The 20,926-nt window shown below is 76.0% G+C and carries 20 protein-coding genes; 10 read left to right on the forward strand and 10 right to left on the reverse strand.

The features are described from left to right. Positions 1-80: 80 nt before the first annotated feature. From ACI8AC_RS02630 to ACI8AC_RS02640, 3 genes are read right to left on the reverse strand one after another with little or no spacing between them, the layout of a single operon-like run. A complete protein-coding gene (locus ACI8AC_RS02630; RefSeq protein ID WP_456894896.1) occupies positions 81-542 on the reverse strand; it encodes a DUF5130 family protein in 462 nt (153 codons plus the stop codon). Positions 543-593: 51 nt separating this feature from the next. After that, entirely contained in the window at positions 594-971 is a 378-nt protein-coding gene (gene ctaJ / locus ACI8AC_RS02635) for an aa3-type cytochrome oxidase subunit CtaJ (protein ID WP_456894898.1), read from the reverse strand. Between the two features lie 37 nt (positions 972-1,008). Further along, positions 1,009-2,433, reverse strand: a complete 1,425-nt coding sequence (locus tag ACI8AC_RS02640; RefSeq protein WP_456894900.1) for an amidase — start codon at positions 2,431-2,433, stop codon at positions 1,009-1,011. A 24-nt stretch (positions 2,434-2,457) separates the two neighbouring features. Here ACI8AC_RS02640 and ACI8AC_RS02645 point away from each other — a divergent pair, with 24 nt between their 5' ends. Both ACI8AC_RS02645 and kynU read left to right on the forward strand, forming a co-directional pair. After that, a complete protein-coding gene (locus ACI8AC_RS02645; RefSeq protein WP_456894902.1) occupies positions 2,458-3,669 on the forward strand; it encodes an MFS transporter in 1,212 nt (403 codons plus the stop codon). Positions 3,670-3,679: 10 nt separating this feature from the next. Further along, the gene (gene kynU / locus ACI8AC_RS02650) at positions 3,680-4,936 is read left to right on the forward strand and encodes a kynureninase (protein WP_456894904.1); all 1,257 of its coding nucleotides are present in this window, start codon (positions 3,680-3,682) and stop codon (positions 4,934-4,936) included. A 115-nt stretch (positions 4,937-5,051) separates the two neighbouring features. On the opposite strand, the gene ACI8AC_RS02655 is transcribed toward kynU, so the two are convergent. After that, positions 5,052-5,912, reverse strand: a complete 861-nt coding sequence (locus ACI8AC_RS02655) for an SCO6745 family protein (protein WP_456894906.1) — start codon at positions 5,910-5,912, stop codon at positions 5,052-5,054. After that, on the reverse strand, positions 5,909-6,373 hold the full coding sequence (locus tag ACI8AC_RS02660) for an HNH endonuclease (RefSeq protein WP_456894908.1): 465 nt from the start codon (positions 6,371-6,373) through the stop codon (positions 5,909-5,911). Before ACI8AC_RS02660 ends, ACI8AC_RS02655 begins: the two co-directional genes overlap by 4 nt. Before the next feature lie 277 nt (positions 6,374-6,650). Here ACI8AC_RS02660 and ACI8AC_RS02665 point away from each other — a divergent pair, with 277 nt between their 5' ends. Then, positions 6,651-8,720 carry a prolyl oligopeptidase family serine peptidase gene (locus ACI8AC_RS02665; protein ID WP_456894910.1) on the forward strand — a complete coding sequence of 690 codons (2,070 nt, stop codon included), beginning with the start codon at positions 6,651-6,653 and terminating at the stop codon, positions 8,718-8,720. Positions 8,721-8,834: 114 nt separating this feature from the next. On the opposite strand, the gene ACI8AC_RS02670 is transcribed toward ACI8AC_RS02665, so the two are convergent. The 3 genes from ACI8AC_RS02670 to ACI8AC_RS02680 all read right to left on the reverse strand — a co-directional run bounded on the left by ACI8AC_RS02670 (position 8,835) and on the right by ACI8AC_RS02680 (position 12,154). Next, positions 8,835-9,830, reverse strand: coding sequence for an ABC transporter substrate-binding protein (locus ACI8AC_RS02670; RefSeq protein ID WP_456894912.1), 996 nt, complete (start codon positions 9,828-9,830; stop codon positions 8,835-8,837). Between the two features lie 219 nt (positions 9,831-10,049). After that, a complete protein-coding gene (locus ACI8AC_RS02675) occupies positions 10,050-11,039 on the reverse strand; it encodes an ABC transporter substrate-binding protein (protein ID WP_456894914.1) in 990 nt (329 codons plus the stop codon). 134 nt (positions 11,040-11,173) lie between these two features. Beyond that, on the reverse strand, positions 11,174-12,154 hold the full coding sequence (locus ACI8AC_RS02680; protein WP_456894916.1) for an ABC transporter substrate-binding protein: 981 nt from the start codon (positions 12,152-12,154) through the stop codon (positions 11,174-11,176). A 233-nt stretch (positions 12,155-12,387) separates the two neighbouring features. On the opposite strand from ACI8AC_RS02680, the gene ACI8AC_RS02685 reads away from it, so the two are divergent. The 6 genes from ACI8AC_RS02685 to ACI8AC_RS02710 all read left to right on the forward strand — a co-directional run bounded on the left by ACI8AC_RS02685 (position 12,388) and on the right by ACI8AC_RS02710 (position 18,099). Beyond that, positions 12,388-13,410, forward strand: coding sequence for a mechanosensitive ion channel family protein (locus tag ACI8AC_RS02685; protein ID WP_456894918.1), 1,023 nt, complete (start codon positions 12,388-12,390; stop codon positions 13,408-13,410). Further along, positions 13,407-14,699, forward strand: coding sequence for an MFS transporter (locus ACI8AC_RS02690; protein WP_456894920.1), 1,293 nt, complete (start codon positions 13,407-13,409; stop codon positions 14,697-14,699). The genes ACI8AC_RS02685 and ACI8AC_RS02690 overlap by 4 nt, the downstream gene beginning before the upstream one ends. Continuing rightward, complete coding sequence (locus tag ACI8AC_RS02695) at positions 14,696-15,130, forward strand: globin (RefSeq protein WP_456894922.1); 435 nt, start codon at positions 14,696-14,698, stop codon at positions 15,128-15,130. Before ACI8AC_RS02690 ends, ACI8AC_RS02695 begins: the two co-directional genes overlap by 4 nt. An 88-nt stretch (positions 15,131-15,218) precedes the next feature. After that, entirely contained in the window at positions 15,219-16,817 is a 1,599-nt protein-coding gene (locus ACI8AC_RS02700) for a glycoside hydrolase family 13 protein (RefSeq protein WP_456894924.1), read from the forward strand. Between the two features lie 116 nt (positions 16,818-16,933). Further along, the gene (locus tag ACI8AC_RS02705) at positions 16,934-17,533 is read left to right on the forward strand and encodes a biotin transporter BioY (protein WP_456894926.1); all 600 of its coding nucleotides are present in this window, start codon (positions 16,934-16,936) and stop codon (positions 17,531-17,533) included. A 110-nt stretch (positions 17,534-17,643) separates the two neighbouring features. Then, on the forward strand, positions 17,644-18,099 hold the full coding sequence (locus ACI8AC_RS02710) for a YccF domain-containing protein (RefSeq protein WP_456894928.1): 456 nt from the start codon (positions 17,644-17,646) through the stop codon (positions 18,097-18,099). A gap of 42 nt (positions 18,100-18,141) precedes the next feature. Here the strand turns inward: ACI8AC_RS02710 and ACI8AC_RS02715 are convergent, their stop codons facing one another. Further along, positions 18,142-18,555, reverse strand: coding sequence for an acyl-CoA thioesterase (locus tag ACI8AC_RS02715; protein WP_456894929.1), 414 nt, complete (start codon positions 18,553-18,555; stop codon positions 18,142-18,144). Positions 18,556-18,615: 60 nt separating this feature from the next. On the opposite strand from ACI8AC_RS02715, the gene ACI8AC_RS02720 reads away from it, so the two are divergent. Next, on the forward strand, positions 18,616-19,074 hold the full coding sequence (locus ACI8AC_RS02720; RefSeq protein WP_456894931.1) for a protein-tyrosine phosphatase family protein: 459 nt from the start codon (positions 18,616-18,618) through the stop codon (positions 19,072-19,074). Positions 19,075-19,245: 171 nt separating this feature from the next. Here the strand turns inward: ACI8AC_RS02720 and ettA are convergent, their stop codons facing one another. After that, on the reverse strand, positions 19,246-20,916 hold the full coding sequence (gene ettA, locus ACI8AC_RS02725; RefSeq protein ID WP_456894932.1) for an energy-dependent translational throttle protein EttA: 1,671 nt from the start codon (positions 20,914-20,916) through the stop codon (positions 19,246-19,248). Between the last annotated feature and the right edge of the window lie 10 nt (positions 20,917-20,926).

Raw genomic sequence — 20,926 nt, forward strand, 5'->3', positions numbered from 1 at the left:
GGCCCGTCCCGGGCACCGCCGCGAGCCCGCGAGGGGCGGGGAGGGCGGGGTCCTGCCCCGGTGAGGAGGACGGGGTCCTCTCAGTGGGTGTGCAGCCCGCGCGGGTGCCCCGCCTGGTCGGAGAGCTGGCGCAGCCCGTTGACGATGCCGCCGACGAGGTCCCCGCCGGCGAAGGCGTTGGTCATGGAGAGGACCGCCAGGGCGCAGGCCCGGTCGGGCAGCCGGCGCGCGGCCCCGGACCCGGTGACGACCTCGATCACGCGCTGACCGGGCGAGATCGCGAGCAGCACCGAGTCGGCCAGGTGGCCGCCGGAGCGGGCGAACAGCTCCTCGGCGTAGGTGCGGGTCTGCGGCCCGAGGTCGCCGATGTAGAGGGTGAACCGCAGGCCGGTCTCGCGGGAGGACATGGTCAGCGCCTCGTCGAGCCGCGCCAGCTCCCGGTCGGAGAAGATCGTCGGGCCGTCCGGCTGCTCGTCGCGCGTCGGCAGCGTGCCGGCGTTCGTCGCGGTGTCGTGCGAGGTGACTTCCAGTGCGCTGGTCATCGGCGGTCTCCGGGGACGCTCGGGGTGCGGGGGTCGGGCGAGGTCACGTCGTCACCAGGTGCCGCGGGCCCCGCCGAGCGGGCCGCCGACGACGGCCTGCCCGCCGGCCCCCACCGCGGTGGCCCCGGCCGTGCGCGCCGGCGCGTGACCGTCGCCCGCGCCGGGCTCGGTCTGCTGCTCCGGGTACATCGACGAGCCGAGGGCGCTGGTGCCCGAGCCGGGGACGGCGGCCGGGCCGGTCCCGTGACCACCACCGGGGCCGCCGGCCGGGTGCGGCTCGTACCAGACGGGGTCGTACTCCCAGGCCTGACCCGGCTTGTAGCGGAGCTTCCGCCGCCGCCCCCCGGGCAGGTAGATCAGCGCCCAGAAGACCAGGATGACGGCCAGCGGGGCCCCGACGAAGACGAGGAGTGTCTCGACGACGGTCACAGCCCCAACCTACCGGCTGGCGCGCCCGGCCCCCCGTTCAGGCCCACCCGGGCGGGTGGCGGTGCGCCCACGGGCGGGCCGCCTCGAGCTGTGCGGAGAGCGCGACGAGCGTCGCCTCGTCGGCGGGGCGGCCGACGAGCATGGTGCCGACGGGGAGGTTCTCCGGCGTCCAGTGCAGCGGCACGCTGACCGCCGGCTGGCCGGTGACGTTGAAGACCGCGGTGAAGGCGGCGTACCGCTTCTGCCGCTCGAAGTCCGCCGCGCCGTCGCCGTCGGCGTCGAACCAGCCCAGCGGCCGGGGCGTCGTCGTGGTGACCGGCGCGACGAGGACGTCGAAGCGGCGGGTGGCGTGCAGGAACCGGCGGGAGAACAGCCGGAGGGCGGTGAGCGCCTCCATCGCCGCCTGGGCCGACAGCGCCAGGCCGCGGGAGCGCAGCTCGCGGGTGAGCGGGCGCAGCTCGTGCGCGCGCTCGGGCGGCACGGGCAGCAGGGTGCCCGAGAGCGTCCAGGCCCGCTCGAAGGCGGCGAGCACGTCCGGCCCGAGCAGCCCGCCGGGGACGTCCTCGACCTCGTGCCCGAGGTCGGTGAGCAGGGTGGTGGCGTCGTCCAGGGCCGCCTGCACGTCGGGGTCGAGGACGGCGTCGGGCATGGGGGACTCCAGGTGCCGGCCGATCCGCAGCCGGCCCACCGGCCGGTCGGCGCAGCCGAGGAAGGTCTCCCCCGGCGGGAGCGGGGGCGCCCAGGTGGCGTCCCCGAGCACGGGGCCGGCCATCGCGTCGAGGAGCGCGGCGGCGTCGCGCACCGTGCGGGCGATCGGCCCGTTGGTGCCCAGGCCGGTGACGTCGCCGCCGAGCGGGGCGTTGCTGACCCGGCCGCGGCTGGGCTTGATGCCGTACAGCCCGTTGATGCTGGCCGGGATGCGGATCGAGCCGCCGCCGTCGCTGCCCTGGGCGACCGGCAGCATCCCGGCGGCCACCGCGACCGCGGCCCCGCCGCTGGACCCCCCGGCCAGCCGCGAGCGGTCCCACGGGCAGCGGGCCGGCCCGGCGAGGGCGTTGTCGGTGTAGCAGGGGAAGCCGAACTCGGGCGTGTTCGTCTTGCCCACGCTGATCGTCCCCGCCGCCGCGAGCTTGGTGACGACGGCGTCGTCCACCGTGGCCACGTTGTCGGCGAACAGCGCCGAGCCGAACGTCGTCCGGACGCCGGCGGTGTTGTTGAGGTCCTTGATCGCGGTGGGGACGCCCAGCAGCGGCGGGAGGTCCCCGCCCCGCGCCAGCCGGTGCTCGGCCCGCCGGGCGGCGGCCAGCGCCCGGTCGGGGGTCACGGTGAGGAAGGCACCGAGCCCGCCGTCGAGGTCCTCGATCCGCCGCAGCGCGTGCTCGACGAGCTCCACGGGGCCGGTCTCCCCGGCGCGGACGGCGGCGGCCTGCTCGAGCGCGGTCAGGTCGTGCAGCTGGGTCACGCCCGCCGACGCTAGCCTCCCCGCGTGAGGCTGGGCCGCCCGTTCTGGACGTTCTGGTCCGCCGCGGTGCTGGTCAACCTCGGTGACGGCATCCGGCTGGCCGCCTTCCCCCTCCTCGCGGCGTCGCTGTCCGGGGACCCGCTCGCCGTCGGCGCCGTCGCGGCGGCCGGGACGCTGCCGTGGCTGCTCACCGGTCCGGTGGCCGGCGTGCTGGCCGACCGGCACGGCGCCCGGGTGCTGCTGCCGCTCGCCGACGGCGGCCGGGTGCTGGTGCTGCTCGCCCTGGTGGTGCTGCTGGTGGCCGACCGCGCGACCGTGCCCGCCGTCGCGGTCGCGGCCGTCCTGCTCGGGGTCGCCGAGACCGTCCGCGACGTCGCGACCGAGACCGCCGTCCCCCGGCTGGTGCCCACGGCGCTGCTGGAGCGGGCCAACGGCCGGCTGGTCGCGGGCACCCTCGTCGGCAACGAGTTCGTCGGCCCGCTGGTGGGCGGGCTGCTGTTCGCCGCGGGGGCGGCGCTGCCCTTCCTCGTCAACGGCGCGGTCACCGCGGTCGCCGTCCTGCTGGTGCTGTCGGTGCCGGCCGCCGTCCTGTCGGCGGCCGCCGCGCCCGAGGGGCCGGGGGCCGGCCCGCCCCGTGGCGCCGGCGCGGGGTTGCGGTGGCTGGCCGGCGACCGGCTGCTGCGGGTGCTGGTCGGCGCCGTCGCGGTCGTCGCGCTGGCCGACAGCGCCTGGTTCGCCGTCTTCGTCCTCTACGCCGAGCAGCGCCTGGGGCTGGGGGCGGTCGGCTTCGGCGGGCTGCTGGCGCTGGGCGCGGGTGGTGGGCTGGCCGGCGCCCTGCTCGCCGACCGGCTGGTCGGTGGCCGGCGGCACCGCGGGGTGGTCGCCGCCGGGGCGCTGCTGGCCACCGCGACCCCGTGCCTGCTGGCGGTCGCGCCCGGGTGGTGGTCGGCCGGCGCGGTCGTCGTCACCACCAGCGCCGGCTTCGGCCTGCTGAACGTGGCCGCCGCGGGGCTGCGCCAGCGGGTCGTGCCCCGGGGGCTGCTGGGCCGGGTGACGGCGACCTGGCGGATCGCCGTCTACGGCGCCGCCGCGCTCGGCGCCCTCGGCGGCGGGTGGCTGGCGTCGAGCGCCGGCCTCGAGGCCCCGTTCCTGCTCGCCGCCGCCCTGGGGGTCACCGCCACGGCCGCCTGGTGGCTGGCGTCCACCCCCGGCCCGCGCCCGGCGTGGACCCGGTAGACACGACGGCGTGGACCTCACCCGCGCCGCCGCCGCGGCCCTCGACGACGCCGACCCGCTGGCCGGGTTCCGCGCGCGCTTCGCGGGCGCCGGCGAGGACGGCGTGCTCTACCTCGACGGCAACTCCCTCGGCCGGATGCCCCGCGAGACGCCGGCCGCGCTGGCCCGGGTGGTCGAGCAGGAGTGGGCCCGCGGGCTGATCGGCTCGTGGTCGTCGTGGATCGGTGCGGCCACCCGGATCGGCGACCTGCTGGCCGAGGGTGTGCTCGGCGCCCGGCCCGGCGAGGTGCTGGTCGGCGACTCGACCACCGTCGACCTCTACAAGCTGCTCGTGGCCGCCGCCGACGCCCGCACCGGGCGGGACGTGCTCGTGTGCTGCGCCGACGACTTCCCCACCGACCGCTACGTGGTCGCCGGGGTGGCCGCCGCACGCGGGATGACCGTGCGGGAGGTGCCGGCCGACATCGACGAGGGGCTGGACCCGGCGGTGCTGGCCGCGGCGCTGGACGAGCGGGTGGCCGTCGTCGTCCTCTCCGCGGTGGCCTACCGCTCGGGCGCCCTGGTCGACGTCGCCTCCGTGACGCAGGCGGCGCGGGACGCCGGGGCGCTGGTGGTCTGGGACCTCTCGCACGCCGCCGGCGCGGTGCCGGTGGACCTCGCCGCCGCCGGTGCCGACCTCGCCGTCGGGTGCACGTACAAGTACCTCAACGGCGGGCCCGGGGCGCCGGCCTTCCTCTACGTGCGGCGGGAACTGCAGGAGTCGCTGCGCCAGCCGATCTGGGGCTGGTTCGGCCAGCGGGACCAGTTCGCGATGGGGCCGGCCTACGACCCGGTGCCGGGCATCGAGCGCTTCGCCGTGGGGACCCCGCCGGTGCTGGGCCTGGCCCCGGTCGAGGTGGGCGTCCGCCTGGTGGCCGAGGCCGGGGTCGACCGGCTGGCCGCCAAGGGCCGGGCGCTCGGCGAGCTGGTCGTCGCGCTGGCCGACGCCTGGCTGGCCCCGCACGGCGTCGCGCTGGCCTCCCCCCGGGACCCCGCCCGCCGCGGCGGGCACGTCAGCCTCGCCCACCCGCAGGCCTGGCAGCTCACCCGGGCGCTGGTCGACCACGGGGTGGTGCCGGACTTCCGGACGCCGGACCGCGTGCGCCTGGGCCCGGCACCGCTCTACACCCGGTTCGTCGACGTGTGGGACGCGGTGGACCGCCTGCGCGAGGTGCTCGCCACCGGCGCCCACGAGAGCTACCCGGCCGAGCGCTCCCGGGTGACCTGAGACGGGCCCCGCCGACGATCAGGTCAGATCACCGTTGCCGGTCCTGGCTCACCTCCGGTGGTGAGCCAGGACCGCCGATGACCAGGTCACCTGATCATCGGCGGGGTCGCCGCGGTCAGGCGGGGTCGGGGACGCCGATCGGGTTGCGGTCGGGCCACATCCCGCCGGCCACCACGGCCAGGCGCACCGGCGCCAGCAGCTCGGCCAGCCGGTCGCAGCCGGCGTCGCCGAGCGCCTGCCACGGGCCCAGCGCCAGGCGGTCGGTGTCGGCCTCCACCGCGGCCACGATGGCCGCGCCCTCCGCGGACAGCTCGTCGCCGGCCAGCCAGCCGCGCGCGGTGAGGTCCGCGGTGGCGGCGTCCCAGGCCGCGTCGTCCCACCCGCGGGCGCGCTGCAGCCACTCCCGGTCGGTGCGGCCGGCGGCCGCGGCCAGCACGTGCCCGCCGGCACCGGGGATGCCGCGCTGGAGCAGCGCGGCGTTGTGGCCGTCCCCGCGGTGCTCGCGCAGCGTGGTGAGCGCCTGCCACGCGGCCAGGTGCGGCTCCGCGGGGACGGGCAGCCCCGCGTTGGCCGCCGCCAGGGGCCGGCCGGGCAGGTCGACCGCCGCGGCGGCCTCCACCAGCAGCCGGGCGGTCTCCTCCGCCTCCGGCGAGCCGGCCCAGTCGCCGAGCACCCGGCGGACGGCGCCGTCGACCCCCGCCAGCCGGGCCTCGAGCGCGGCCGCGGGCGTCACCGCCGACCAGACCGCCGGCACCCGCTTGGCGACGAAGTCCGGCGCGAAGTTGTAGAACACCGCGGTGACCAGCTCGGGGCCGGCCGGGCCCAGGGGCGCGGCCCGCATCCCGAAGTAGGTCTGCCAGAAGCCCTGCAGGCCGGCGTCGGCGCCGGCCGTCCGGCACTCGTCGGCGAAGTAGGTGAGCGCGTGGTACGGCTCGCCCAGCGCCCACAGCCGCCGCGCGGTCCCCGGCGACGTCACGCGCTCACGCTCTCGGGCATGCCGAGCCACTCCCGCCAGCGGGGGTCCACGGTGCGCGCGCCGAGCAGCCGCCAGGCCGCCCCGCTCGGGGTCCGCGGCGGGTGCGGCAGCTCCCAGCCGAGCTCGGCCAGCGAGCGGTCGGCCTTCGTGTGGTTGCACCGCCGGCAGGCCGCCACGACGTTGTCCCAGGTGTGGGTGCCCCCGCGGCTGCGGGGCACGACGTGGTCGATGCTGGTCGCCGACCCCCCGCAGTAGACGCAGGAGGACCCGTCGCGGGCGAACACCGCCCGCCGGGACAGCGGCACCTGGGCGGTGTAGGGGACGCGCACGTAGCGGGTGAGCCGGACGACGACCGGGACCGGGACGGCCACCGTCTCGGCGTGGACGACGTCGGCGGCCGAGTCGACCGACACCGCCTTCTCGGTCAGCACCAGCACGATCGCGCGCCGGCTGGAGACCACGCACAACGGTTCGTACGTGGCGTTGAGCAGCAGCGTGGCTGCCGTCGTGGCCCGCGCCGGGACAGGCGTGCGGGGCCGGGGTGGGGAGTCGCGCCGCGGACCTGGCTGGCCTGCGGGCGACCCGGGGTGGGATCGCGGCACGGAGCACCTCCGGTGCCCGCCGACCGCGCGCCGGGTGCAGTGCGGCCCGCGGGCGACCCCATTCTGACCTGCGAGTGCGGGCGCGCGCTCGCGTGCGGTACCGACCGGGTGCCCCGCCGTCGCTACCGTGCCTCCCGTGCGCTACCCCGACGCCCCGCGGCTCGACCTCGTCGAGCACCTGCACGGCCACCCCGTCGCCGACCCCTACCGCTGGCTGGAGGACCCCGCCGACCCGCGGACCGCGGCCTGGACCGAGGCCCAGGACGCGCTCACCGCCGAGGCGCTGGACGGGCTGCCGCTGCGCCCGGCCTTCGCCCGGCGGCTCGAGGAGCTGGTGCACGCCGGCGCGGTCGGCGTGCCCGTGCACCGGGGCGGCCGGTCCTTCTCCACCCGCCGCGACCCCGGCCAGGAGCACGCGGTGCTGCGGGTCCGCGAGGCCGACGGCAGCACCCGGGTGCTGGTCGACCCGATGGCGCTGGACCCGACGGGGACCACGACGCTCGACGCCTGGTCGCCGTCCTGGGAGGGCGACCGGCTGGCCTACCAGCTCTCCACCGGCGGCGACGAGGAGTCCCGGCTGCACGTGCTGGACGTGGCCACCGGCGACCTGCTCGACGGGCCGGTCGACCGCTGCCGCTACTCCCCCGTGGCGTGGCTGCCCGGGGGCGGGGAGCTGTTCTACGTCCGGCGGCTGGCCCCCGACCAGGTGCCGTCCGGGGAGGAGCAGTTCCACCGCCGGGTGTGGCGCCACCGCGTGGGCACCGACCCCGCCGAGGACGTCCTGGTGCACGGGGAGGGGCTGGACCCGACCAACTACTACGGGGTGCGCACCAGCCGCGACGGCCGCTGGCTGGTCGTCTCCGCCTCGGCCGGCACGGCCCCGCGCGACGACGTCTGGCTGGCCGACCTCGGCGGGGACGGCGCGCTGCAGCCCCTGCAGGTCGGCGTCGACGCGCAGACCGCCGCCTGGGTGGCCCGCGACGGCCGGCTCTGGCTGATGAGCGACCGCGGGACCCCGCGCTGGCGGCTGGCCGTGGCCGACCCGGCGGACCCGGCGACCTGGGAGCCGAGCGCCTGGCGGGACGTCGTCCCCGAGCAGGAGGACGGCGTCCTCTCCGACGCGGCCCTGGTCGACGGGCCGGACGGCGGCCTGCAGGTGCTCGCCGTGCACTCGGTGGACGCCACCGACCGGCTGTCGGTGTGGGCCGGCGACGGATCGGGCCGCCGCGCCGACGTGACCGCGCTGCCGCCGGGCAGCGTCTCCGGCGTGAGCGCGCCGCCCGAGGGCGGGACGACGGCGTGGGTCGGGTTCACCGACTTCGCCACCCCGCCGTCGGTGCTGCGCTGGGACGCCGCCCGCCCGGCCGACCTCGCGCCGGACGAGCGGGCCCCGGTGGCCGGCGAGGTCCCGGCCGTGCAGGTCGTCGAGACCCACGCGACCTCCGCCGACGGCACCCCGGTGCACCTGTTCGTCCTCTCCGGGAACGGCCGGCCGGGGACCCCGCGGCCGGCGGTCCTGTACGGCTACGGCGGGTTCGACGTCGCCCTCACCCCCGCCTACTCGGCCCAGGCGCTGGCCTGGGTCGCCGCGGGCGGGGTGTGGGCGGTGGCCAACCTCCGCGGTGGCTCGGAGCACGGCGAGGAGTGGCACCGCGCCGGGATGCGCGAGCGCAAGCAGAACGTCTTCGACGACTTCGCCGCCGCCGGCGAGCACCTGGTCGCCGAGTGCTGGACGACGCACGGGCAGCTGGCGGTGATGGGCGGGTCGAACGGCGGTCTGCTGGTCGGCGCGACGCTCACCCAGCGGCCCGACCTCGCCGCCGCGGTCGTCTGCAGCGCCCCGCTGCTGGACATGGTGCGCTACGAGCGCTTCGGCCTGGGCCGGACCTGGAACGACGAGTACGGCACCGCCGACGACCCGGAGGAGCTCGGCTGGCTGCTGGGCTACTCCCCCTACCACCGGGTGGTCGAGGGCACCGACTACCCGGCGGTGCTGTTCACGACCTTCGAGTCCGACACCCGGGTGGACCCGCTGCACGCGCGGAAGCTGGCGGCGGCGCTGCAGCACGCGACCGCCTCCGACGCGCCGGTGCTGCTGCGCCGCGAGACCTCGGTCGGGCACGGGGCGCGGGCGGTCAGCCGCACGGTCGGCCTGGCCGCCGACCAGCTGGCGTTCCTGGCCGCGCACACCGGCCTGACCGGCTGACCGCCGGCGGCCCCTCCCTCCCCGCCCCGGACCTGCACGGGGCGGGGAGGGGGTCGGCCCTCTCCCGGGGCCCGCCCCGAGCCTGCGAGCGGTGGGGAGGAGGAGGGTCCTCCCTCAGTCGGACTCGACGACCAGGTTGTCGAGGTCGACCTCGCCCTCGACGATGCCGTCCTGCTCCCCGAGCTCGAGCAGCCGCTCGACCGACTCCCGGTTGATCTCGGTCGGGTAGGCCGGCAGCGTCAGCTCCTGCGCGACGTCCGGCGGGATCTGGGTGTAGGTGCCCAGCACCTCGCGGACGGCGTCGGGGTTGTCCTGCGCGTACTGCTGGGCCTCGACCATGGCGTCGGCGAAGGCCTGCACCACGCAGGGCTCCTCCTGCACGTACTGGTCGGAGGTGAACCACCCGGCCACGAGCAGGTCCTCGGCGGTCTCGGTGTAGGGGGCCGAGATCGCGCGCAGCCCGGCCCGCTCGCCGAGCGTGACGAACGGCTCGACGGCGAAGACGCCGTCGACCTGCCCGGAGCTGACCGCGGACACCATGTCCGGGAAGGGGATCTCGACGAACTCGATCGAGTCCGGGTCGCCCCCGGCCTGCCGCACGCTCTCCCGCACCACGGTGTCGCTGATGTTGTTGATCGAGTTGATCCCGATCCGCGCGCCGTCGAGGTCCGCGGCGGTCTGGTAGGGGCTGTCCCCGGCGACGATGACCGCCGCGTAGTCGTCCTCGGCGTTGCCGCTGGCCCCCGAGTTCGGCGCCACCAGCGCCAGGGGGACGCCCCTGCCCTCGGCCTGCAGCAGGCTGGTGACGTTGGAGACCCCGAACTGGGCCTCGCCGTTGACGACCGCGGGCACGATCGCCGCCCCGCCCTGGGCGAGGAACGCCTCCACCTCCAGCCCGGCGTCGGCGAAGATCCCCTGCTCGATGCCCAGGTACAGCGGGGCGACGTCGACGATCGGGATGGCGCCCACGCGGATGCTGGCGTCGACCTCGCCGCAGTCCTCGGCCGCGGCTCCCCCGCCACCGGCCTCGGGAGCCTCCTCGTCCGCACCCCCGCAGCCGGCCAGCAGCACGCTGCCGGCGACGGTGAGGGTCATCAGGGTCCGGCGCACTCGGTCCTCCACGCTTCCCGCTCGGGCGGCGACCTCCACCGGCCGCCGTGACCGCGCTCACGCGCGGCCCGTGGACACGGTACGGACGCCGGCCGGCCCGACCCGGCCCTCGTGACCGCATCGTGTCCTGGAGCCCCCGGACCGGTGCGCCCCTCCGGGGGCGGGAACGCGCGGGCCCCGCACCGCGACGGCGGTGCGGGGCCCGGCGGGCGGGGTGCGTCAGTCGGTCTCGGCGTAGATCGCCTCGAGGTCGACCTCGCCCTCGATGATCCCGTCCTGCTCCCCGAGCTCGAGCAGCCGCTCGATCGACTCCCGGTTCAGCTCCGTCTGGAAGGTCGGCAGGGTGAGCTGCTGGGCGACCTCGGCGGGGATCTGGGTGTAGGTGCCCAGCACCTCGCGGACGGCGTCGGGGTTGTCCTGCGCGTACTGCTGGGCCTCGACCATGGCGTCGGCGAACGCCTGCACGACCTCGGGGTTCTCCGCGGCGTACTGGTCGGAGGTGAAGTAGCCGGCCACGCTCAGGTCGTCGTCGGTCTCGGTGTACGGCGAGGAGACCACCCGCAGGCCCTGGCTCTCGCCCAGCGTGGCGAACGGCTCCACGGCGAAGGCGGCGTCGACCTGCCCGGAGCTGACCGCGGCGACCATGTCGGGGAAGGGGATCTCGACGAACTCGATGCCGCTGGGGTCACCCCCGGCCTGCCGCACGCTCTCCCGCACCACGGTGTCGCTGATGTTGTTGATCGAGTTGATCGCCACCCGCAGGCCGGCCAGGTCGGCCGCCGACTGCACCGGGCTGTCGGCCGGCACGATCACCCCGGCGAAGTCCTCGGCGGGGTCGCCCGTCGCGCCGGGGCCCGGCGCGACCAGGCCGAGCGGGACGCCGCGCGCCTCGGCCTGCAGCAGGCTGGTGATGTTGGAGAAGCCGAACTGCGCCTCGCCGTTGACGACCGCGGGCACGATCGCCGCCCCGCCCTGGGCGAGGAACGGCTCCACCTCCAGCCCGGCGTCGGCGAAGATCCCCTGCTCGATGCCCAGGTACAGCGGGGCGACGTCGACGATCGGGATCGCCCCGACGCGGATCGAGGTCGTACCGCCGTCCCCGGCCCCCTCGCCCCCGCCACCGGAGGCCGTCCCCCCGTCGTCCCCGCCGCAGCCGGCCAGCACCAGTGCACCGGCCACGGCCAGGCTCGTCCACGTCCCTCGTCGCACGCGCTCCTCCTCGTCCTCCCGCGCCGCCGCCCCCGGACAGGGGCCGACGGGTCGGGCGACGTTAGGCAGCCCGGACGACGACCGTCAACGCGGAGCCTCGGATCTCGACCGCATCGTGACCCGCGACCCGGCGATCAGCCGACGTCGGTGAGGACGTCGGCGACCTCGACGTCGCCCTCGATGATCCCGTCCTGCTCCCCGAGCTCGAGCAGCCGGGCCACGGAGTCCTCGTCGACCTCGGTCTGGAAGTCCGGCAGCGTCAGCTGCGCGGCCACCTCCGGCGGGATGCTGGTGTACGCGCCGAGGATCTCCCGGACGGCGTCGGGGTTGGCCTGCGCGTAGGCGTTGGCCTCGGCCATGGCGGCCGCGAAGCGGCGCACGACGTCGGGGTTCTCGGCCGCGTACCGGTCCGAGGTGAAGTAGCCGGCGACGGTGAGGCCCTCGGCGGTCTCGGTGTAGGGCGCCGCGACCGGGCGCAGGCCCTGGGCCGCGCCGAGGGTCGCGAAGGGCTCGACCACGAAGGCGGCGTCGACCTGGCCGGAGGCGACCGCGGCGACCATGTCGGGGAAGGGGATCTCGACGAACTCGATGCCGCTGGGGTCGCCCCCGGCCTGCCGCACGCTCTCCCGCACCACGGTGTCGCTGATGTTGTTGATCGTGTTGATGCCGACGCGGCCGCCCTCGAGGTCGGCCGCCGTGCGGTACGGGCTGTCGCCGGCCACCAGGACCAGCGCGTAGTCCGCCCGGGGGTCGCCGGTCGGCCCGGCCCCCGGCGCGACCAGGCCGAGCGGCACGCCGCGCGCCTCGGCCTGCAGCAGGCTGGTGACGTTGGAGAAGCCGAACTGCGCCTCGCCGTTCATGACCGCCGGCACGATCGCCGCCCCGCCCTGCGCCAGGAACGGCTCCACCTCGAGGCCGTGCTCGGCGAAGATGCCCTGCTCCTGGGCCAGGTAGACCGGGGCCACGTCCACGATGGGGATGGCGCCGAGGCGGACGGCGGTCGTGCCGCCCTCCGCGGTCGCGGCCCCCGGCGCGGCCGGCGCCGCCTCCTCGGCGCCGCAGGCGGTGAGCAGGGCGGCCCCGGCGAGGGTGAGGCTGAGCAACGAGCGGCGCACGGGTCCTCCAGGACTCCCGGTCCGCGCCGGTCGGCGGCGGACTCGGGCCGCACGCTAGGGAGGCGCCGGACGGCACCGCACCCGCCCACGGTCGGGCACACCCGATCGGGTGCGCCGAGATCGCCCGCCACGGGGACCGCCCGGCACGCGGGTGCGGGCGCCGCCCCCGCGGCGGTGGCACTCCTGTCACAAAGCGCTGACGCGGGCCCTCCGACCTGAGAGGATCGTCCGTGATGAGATCCTCACTGAGCGTGGTCGCCGCCGGGGACGGGGGGCTGGCGGACACGGTCCCCGACTGCGTGGACGACCCCACCACGCTGTGCGCCCGGGTCTACGACCTCGCCGGGCTCGACTGGCTGGCGGCCAACGCCGACACGCTGGTGGCCACGCCGGCGCGCATCGCCGTCATCCTGCTCGTCGCGGTGCTCGTCCGGCTGCTCGCCCACCGGGCGATCCGCCGGCTCACCGAGCGGACGGCGACCGGCGCCGTGCCGGCGGTCCTGCGCCCGCGGCGGCCGCGCTCCACCGTGCCCGGGGACACCCCGGAGCCGGTCACGGCCCGCCGCACCCAGCGCGCCGAGGCCATCGGGTCGGTGCTGCGCAGCTGCGCGTCGATGGTGGTGACCGGCATCGCCGTCGTCCTCGTGCTCGGCGAGCTCGGCATCAACCTGGCGCCGATCCTCGCCAGCGCCGGTGTCGTGGGCGTGGCCCTCGGCTTCGGCGCGCAGAACCTGGTCAAGGACTTCATCGCCGGCATCGGCATCATCCTGGAGGACCAGTACGGCGTCGGGGACGTGGTCGACCTCGGGGAGGCGCGTGGCACCGTGGAGGCCGTGGGGCTGCGGACGACCCGGTTGCGCGACGTCAACGGGGTGGTCTGGTACGCCCGCAACGGCGAGGTGCTCCGCGTCGGCAACAAGAGCCAGGGCTACGCGCAGGTCGTGATCGACATGCCGGTGGCCCACGACACCGACCTCGAGCGCTGCCGGGAGCTCATGCAGGAGGTCGCCGACGCCATGTACGGCGAGGACGGGTGGGCCGCGGTGCTGCTGGCGCCGCCGGAGTCGCTCGGGGTCGAGCAGATCACCACCGAGGCGGTGCTCATGCGGGTGCAGGTGCGCAGCACCAACGCCGACCAGTGGCAGGTCGGCCGCGAGCTGCGGCTGCGGCTGAAGGAGCGGTTCGTCGCCGAGGGCATCCGGACGCCGCTGCCGCTGCTGGGCGCGGTCCCCGCCGCGGCCGCGGGCTCGCCGTGACCGACGACGTCCCGGGTCGGCGGCCGGCCACCTTCCGCGAGGTCTTCGCCGTACCGGAGTTCCGGCCGCTGTTCGGCACGTACCTGCTGTCGACGATCGGCGACGAACTGGCCCGCGTCGCCCTGACCGTGCTGGTCTACCAGCGGACGTCCTCCCCCCTGCTCTCCGCGATCACCTTCGGCATCAGCTACCTGCCCTGGCTGCTCGGCGGGCCGCTGCTGTCCACGCTGGCCGACCGGCTGCCGCGGCACCGGGTGCTGATCGCCAGCGACGTGCTGCGCGCCCTGCTGGTCACCGGCATGGCCATCCCCGGCACCCCGCTGCCGGTGCTGCTCGGCCTGCTCCTGCTGGTCGCGGTCTGCGCGCCCCCGTTCGACTCGGCGCGCTCGGCGCTGATGGCCGACGTCCTCACCGGGGACCGCTACGCCGTCGCCACCTCCCTGACCAACGTCTGCGGGCAGGTCTCGCAGGTCGTCGGGTTCGTGCTCGCGGGCGCGCTCATCACGCTGCTGTCGCCGTCGCTGGTGCTGCTCCTCGACGCGGGCACCTTCGTGCTCTCGGCCGTCTGGCTCGGCGCGCGGCTGCAGCGGCGCCCGGCCCCGGCCGTGGAGGAGGAGGACGCCGGACCCCGGTCGGTCTGGCGGGACACCGGCCAGGGGCTGCGGCTGATCGGCCGCTCGGCCCGGCTCCGGACGATCATCGCGCTCACCTGGGTCGGCACCCTGTTCGCCAACGCGGCCGAGGGCATCGCCGCGCCGCTGGTCGACCAGCTGGACCAGCGCGCCGCCGAGGTCGGGGTGCTGCTGGCGGCCAACCCGCTGGGGGCCACGCTCGGCGGGCTGGTGATCGCCCGGCTGGTCCCGCCGCACCTGCGCGAGCGGCTGGTGCCGCCGCTGGTGGTGCTGTCGCTCGCGCCGATCCTGCTCGCCGGGCTGGTGGCCACCTGGGCCGAGCCGGGCCGGGGCACCTACCTGGTGGTGGTGGCCCTGATGTTCGTCGCCGGGCTCGGGGCGGCCTGGTCGATCCCGCTGAACGTGGCGTTCGTGCAGGCCGTGCCGGCCGCCTACCGCGGGCGCGCCTTCGGCGTCGCGGTCAGCGGGCTCTACGGCGTCCAGGGCATCGGTGTGCTCGCCGCCGGCCTCGTCGCGGAGCGGCTCGCGCCCTCCGAGGTCGTCGCGGTCATCGGGGCGCTCGGGCTGGTGGCCGTCGTCGTCCCGCTGCTCGGCTACGTCCGAGCCCAGGGTCACATGGCAGCCGGGGCCCGGGCTGCGGGACGATCGGTACCGTGAGCGACCCCGGCCGGACCCTGCCCTCGGCGCGGACCTTCTACGAGGAGGTCGGCGGCGCCCCGACCTTCGCCCGGCTCGTCGCCCGCTTCTACGCCGGCGTCCGCACCGATCCCCGCCTCGCGCCGCTCTACCCCCAGGACGACTGGGCCGGCGCCGAGGCCCGGCTGCGCGCCTTCCTGGAGCAGTACTGGGGCGGGCCGACCACCTACTCCGACCAACGCGGGCACCCCCGGCTGCGGATGCGGCACGCGCCGTTCGCCATCGGCCCGGTCGAGCGGGACGCCTGGCTCGAGCACATGCGCGCCGCGGTGGACTCCCTCGACCTGCCCGCCGCGCAGGACGCCACACTGTGGGGGTACCTGGAGATGGCCGCCCGCAGCATGCAGAACCGCTGGCCCGACGACGCGCCCGGCGGCCTCTCCCCCCTGTAGCAGGACCCCCGTCCCCCCGCCTCGGCCCGAGGCTCGCCCCGAGCGTGCGAGGGGTGAGGAGGCCGAGGTCCTTCCACCGAGGAGACCGGTGAACCCGGACACCGCCCTGACCCCTGGCCTGGTCGCCCCCCGCCGCACCGACGTCGACTGGTGGCGCGACGCGGTCTTCTACCAGGTCTACATCCGCAGCTTCGCCGACGGGAACGGCGACGGCGTGGGCGACCTGGCCGGGATCCGCGCCCGCCTGCCGCACCTGGTGGAGCTCGGCGTCGACGCGCTGTGGATCACGCCGTTCTACCCCTCCCCGATGGCCGACCACGGCTACGACGTGGCCGACCCGCGCGACGTCGAGCCGGTGTTCGGCGACCTCGCCGAGTTCGACGCGCTGCTGGCCGAGGCGCACGCCGCCGGGTTGCGGGTGACCGTCGACCTGGTCCCCAACCACAGCTCGCACCAGCACGAGTGGTTCGAGGCCGCCCTCGCCGCCGGCCCCGGGTCCCGCGAGCGGGCGCGCTACCTGTTCCGCGACGGTCGCGGCCCCGACGGCGCGGAGCCGCCGAACAACTGGCCGTCGGTGTTCGGCGGCCCGGCGTGGTCGCGGGTCCCCGACGGGCAGTGGTACCTGCACCTGTTCGCCCCCGAGCAGCCCGACCTGGACTTCACCAACCCCGAGGTCCTCGACGACCTCGAGACGACGATGCGGTTCTGGCTCGACCGCGGCGTGGACGGGTTCCGGATCGACGTCGCCCACGGCATGGCCAAGCCCGACGGGCTGCCCGACATGCTGCCGATGGAGGACACCGGGCTGCTCGCCGACCACGGCCCGGGCGACCACCGCTTCGACCAGGACGCCGTGCACGACGTGCACCGGCGGATCCGCGCCGTGCTGGACGCCTACCCGGGCCGGATGGCCGTCGGCGAGGTCTGGGTCTCCGAGGACGCCCGGCTGGCGCAGTACCTGCGGCCCGGGGAGCTGCAGCTGGCCTTCAACTTCAAGCTGCTGACCGCCGAGTGGTCGGTCCCCGCCCTGCGGGACGCCGTCGTCCACTCGCTGGCCACCGTCGCCGACACCCCGGCGCCGGCCTGCTGGGTGCTGTCCAACCACGACCGCCCCCGGCACGTCACCCGCTACGGGGGCGGGGAGGTCGGGACCCGGCGGGCCCGCGCCGCGGCCCTGCTGCAGCTGGCCCTGCCGGGGGCGGCGTACCTCTACAACGGCGACGAGCTCGGCATGCCGGACGTCGAGCTTCCGGACGAGGTGCTGCAGGACCCGATCTGGGAGCGCTCGGGCCGGACCGAGCGCGGCCGGGACGCCTGCCGCATCCCGGTGCCGTGGTCGGGCACCGAGCCGCCCTACGGCTTCTCGACCGGCCGGGACACCTGGCTGCCCATGCCCGAGGGGTGGGCGGGGCTGACCGCGGAGGCCCAGGCCGCCGACCCCGGTTCGATGCTGTCGCTGTACCGGACTGCGCTGCGGCTGCGGGCGTCGGCGGCCTCGGGTGGGTCGCTGGAGTGGTTGCCCGCGCCCGAGGGCTGCCTGGCCTTCCGCCGTGCCGGGGGGCTGGTCTGCCTGGTCAACCTCTCCGGGAGCCCGGTGCCCGTCCCGGAGGGTGAGGTGCTGCTGGCCAGCGCGGACGTCTCCGCGGGAGAGGTCGGCACCGACGTGGCGGTGTGGCTGCGCGCCTGACCGCGCCCGGCGCCGTCCCCCGTGCCCGGCGGTGCCGCCGGGCACGGGGATGGGGCAGACTCACCGGCGACCGACGGCGCCCGACCCCGGGTGCCGCCCGAGCCGCAGGAGGATCCTTGGCCACCGCATCCGTGCCGGCGCTGCCGTCCCGCCCGCTCGTCCTCGCCGACCTGCTGCCCGCCGTCCGGGCGCGCAACGCCGCGCTCGTGGCCGCCGGGGTCCTGTTCACCGCGCTGCTGGCGCAGGTGTCGGTGCCGGTGCCGGGGTCGCCCGTGCCGATCACCGGCCAGACGCTGGCCGTGGTGCTCGTCGCGGCCAGCCTGGGCCCGGTGCGCGGCGTCGCGGTCCAGGTGTTCTACATCCTCAGCGCGCTGGTCGGCCTGCCCTTCTACTCGGAGGCCAGCGGCGGGTGGGACGTCGTGTTCGGTGCGACGGGCGGCTACGTCGTCGGCTTCATCCCGGCGGCCTGCCTGATCGGCCTGGCGGCGCGGCGCGGCGCCGACCGCACCCCGCTCAAGGCGGTGCCGCTGTTCGTCGCCGGCCAGGCCGTGATCTTCGCGGTGGGCGTGCCGTGGCTGGCACTGAGCACCGGGATGACCGCGTCTCAGGCGCTGGACGCCGGCTTCTACCCCTTCATCCTCGGCGGGCTGGTGAAGGCCGCGGTGGCCGCGGCCGTGCTCGGCACCGCGTGGCGGGTGGCGCAGCGGCGCCGCTGAGACGGTCCTCGACGGGCCCCGCCCCCCTCTCACGGAGGCGCGGGGCCCGTCGTCGTCCGGGGGCCGTGACGGGCGCGGAACCCCGCTCCGGCGCCGGGCGTGGAACAGGTGTGGACACCCTCCGACTGCTGCTCAACGTCGTCTGGCTGGTGCTGCAGGGCTGGATCCTGGCGCTGGCCTACGCGGTCGCCGGGCTGATCGCCTGCCTGCTGGTCGTCACGATCCCCTTCGGCATCGCCGCGTTCCGGCTGGCCTTCTTCGTGCTGTGGCCGTTCGGGCGCACCACCGTCCCCGCGCCGGGCGCGGGGGTGGCCTCGGCGGTCGGCAACCTGCTGTGGTTCCTCGTCGCGGGCTGGTGGCTGGCGCTGATCCACGTCGTCGCGGGCATCGGCTTCTGCCTGACGATCATCGGGATCCCCTTCGGCATCGCCTCGTTCAAGCTGGCCGCCGTGGGGCTGTTCCCGCTCGGCAAGCGGGTGGTGGAGACCGCGCCGCCGCGGGACTGGATGCACGCGGGCTCCGGCGTGGTGGCCGGGGCGCCGGCCGGTTCCGGGTACCGCTCCTGAGCCGCGCCCCCGCCGGTCCCGGGCCGCCCCGCCAGGGGGCCCTCAGGTGGCGGGCTCGTCGCCCCAGCGGGCGAGGAACTCCTTCTCCCCCGGCGTGAGCCGGCGGGGCCGCTGCAGGGCGAAGTCGAAGGGCGCCAGCAGGGTGCTGCCGGTGACCGCCAGCCGGCCGTGGTCGAAGACCTCGTAGTGGCAGGTGAAGGACGCCGCGCGGATCCCGGAGACCCAGATCTGCACCTCCAGCGGCTCGGCGTCGTAGACCACCGAGCGCTTGTACTGGATGTCGTGGGCGGCCACGACGAGCCCGCGGCGCATGCCGGTGCGCTCGTCGTGGGTGGGGTGCTCGAAGAGCAGGCTGACGCGGGCCATCTCGAAGTAGCCGAGGAAGGCGACGTTGTTGATGTGCTGGTAGGCGTCCATGTCCGACCAGCGCATCGGGACCTGCACCGTGTGCCTCACGGCCGACACTGTGCCGCACCGCCTCCCGGCCCCGCGCAGGCACCGGCCTACGGTGGCGTCGTGGACGGGCCGGAGGACGCCGCGCTCCACGGTGCGGACGGGCCGTGGGACGCCGCGCTCCCCGGTGTGCTCGAGCTGCCCTCGGGCCGCCGGGTGCGGGGCCGGGCGCTGCGGGAACCGACGGGCGGGCCGGTCGCGCTGGGGGTGTACCTGGCGGGGCGACCGGTGACCGGGCCGGCCGCGGAGAGCCTGTGGGTGCGCTGGCGGGACTTCGCGCTGCCCGCGGACCCCGCCGCCCTGCGGGAGGCGCTGCGCGCGGCGTGGGAGCGCTCGGCCGCGGAGCGGGTGGAGATCGCCTGCCACGGCGGCACCGGCCGCACGGGGACGGCGCTGGCCTGCCTGGCCGTGCTGGACGGCGTCCCCGCGCAGGACGCGGTGGCCTTCGTCCGGGCGCGCTACCGCCGCCGGGCGGTGGAGACGCCCTGGCAGCGGGCGCTGGTCGCCCGGTTCGTGCCCTGACCCGTCCGTGATCTCGGAGTTCTTGCCCGGGGACACGCCCGCCCCGGCGCGGCGACATCTCCGAGATCACGGCCGCGGCGGGGCGGTCGGACCGGGACGGCGACCGGCCGGCCGGAGCAGTACTCCGGCCGGCCGGTCGTGGGTCCGCCGCGGGTCGACCGCGACCGCAGCTCAGTCGCGGGTGAGCTTGCGGTACGTGGCGCGGTGCGGGCGGGACGCCTCGGGGCCGAGCCGCTCGACCTTGTTCTTCTCGTAGTCGCCGAAGTTGCCCTCGTACCAGAACCACTTCGAGTCGCCCTCGTAGGCGAGGATGTGCGTCGCCACGCGGTCGAGGAACCACCGGTCGTGGCTGACCACCACGGCGCAGCCGGGGAACTCGAGCAGCGCTCCCTCGAGGCTGGTCAGCGTCTCGGTGTCGAGGTCGTTGGTCGGCTCGTCGAGCAGGAGCAGGTTGCCCCCCTGCTTGAGGGTCAAGGCGAGGTTGAGGCGGTTCCGCTCCCCACCGGACAGCACGCCGGCCGGCTTCTGCTGGTCCGGGCCCTTGAACCCGAAGGCCGCCACGTAGGCGCGCGAGGGCATCTCGACGTTGCCGACCTGGATGTGGTCGAGGCCGTCGGAGACGACCTCCCACAGCGTCTTCTTCGGGTCGATGCCGCTGCGGGTCTGCTCGACGTAGGACACCTGGACGGTCTCCCCGACCTTGATGTCGCCGTCGTCCGGCTTCTCCTCGCCGACGAGCATCTTGAACAGCGTCGTCTTGCCGACGCCGTTGGGCCCGATCACGCCGACGATGCCGTTGCGGGGCAGCGTGAAGGTCAGGTCGTCGATGAGGACCCGGTCGCCGAAGCCCTTGGTGAGGTGGCTGGTCTCGACGACGACGTTGCCCAGCCGCGGGCCCGGCGGGATCTGGATCTCCTCGAAGTCGAGCTTGCGGTACTTCTCGGCCTCGGCGGCCATCTCCTCGTAGCGCTGCAGCCGCGCCTTGCTCTTGGCCTGGCGGGCCTTGGCGCCGGAGCGGACCCACTCCAGCTCGTCCTTGAGCCGCTTCTGCCGCTTGGCGTCCTTGGCCCCCTCGACCTTGAGGCGGGCGGCCTTGGTCTCGAGGTAGGTGGAGTAGTTGCCCTCGTAGGGGTAGGCGCGGCCGCGGTCGAGCTCGAGGATCCACTGGGCGACGTTGTCGAGGAAGTACCGGTCGTGGGTGACGGCGACGACGGTGCCGGCGTACTTCTCCAGGTGCTGCTCGAGCCAGGCCACGCTCTCGGCGTCGAGGTGGTTGGTGGGCTCGTCGAGCAGCAGCAGGTCCGGGGCCTCGAGCAGCAGCTTGCACAGCGCGACGCGGCGCCGCTCACCACCGGAGAGGACCTTCACGTCGGCGTCGCCGGGCGGGCAGCGCAGCGCGTCCATGGCCTGCTCGATGCGGGCGTCGAGCTCCCACCCGTCAGCGTTCTCGATGACCTCCATGAGCTCGCCCTGCTCGGCGAGGAGGGCGTCGAAGTCGGCGTCGGGCTCCCCCATCGCCGCGCTGACCTCCTCGAAGCGGGTCAGCGCGTCGCGCAGGGGCTTGACCGCCTCCTCGACGTTGCCGCGGACGTCGAGCTCCTCGTTGAGCGGGGGCTCCTGCTCGAGGATGCCCACCGTGGCACCGGGGGCCAGGGACGCCTCGCCGTTGGAGGGCTGCTCCATCCCCGCCATGATCTTGAGAACGGTGGACTTGCCCGCACCGTTCGGCCCGAGCACGCCGATCTTGGCGCCGGGCAGGAACGACAGGGTGACGTCGTCCAGGATCACCTTGTCGCCGTGCGCCTTGCGCGCACGGACCATCGTGTAGATGTACTGAGCCACTGGGCTGGGG

The organism is Geodermatophilus sp. SYSU D00758 (assembly GCF_054049955.1).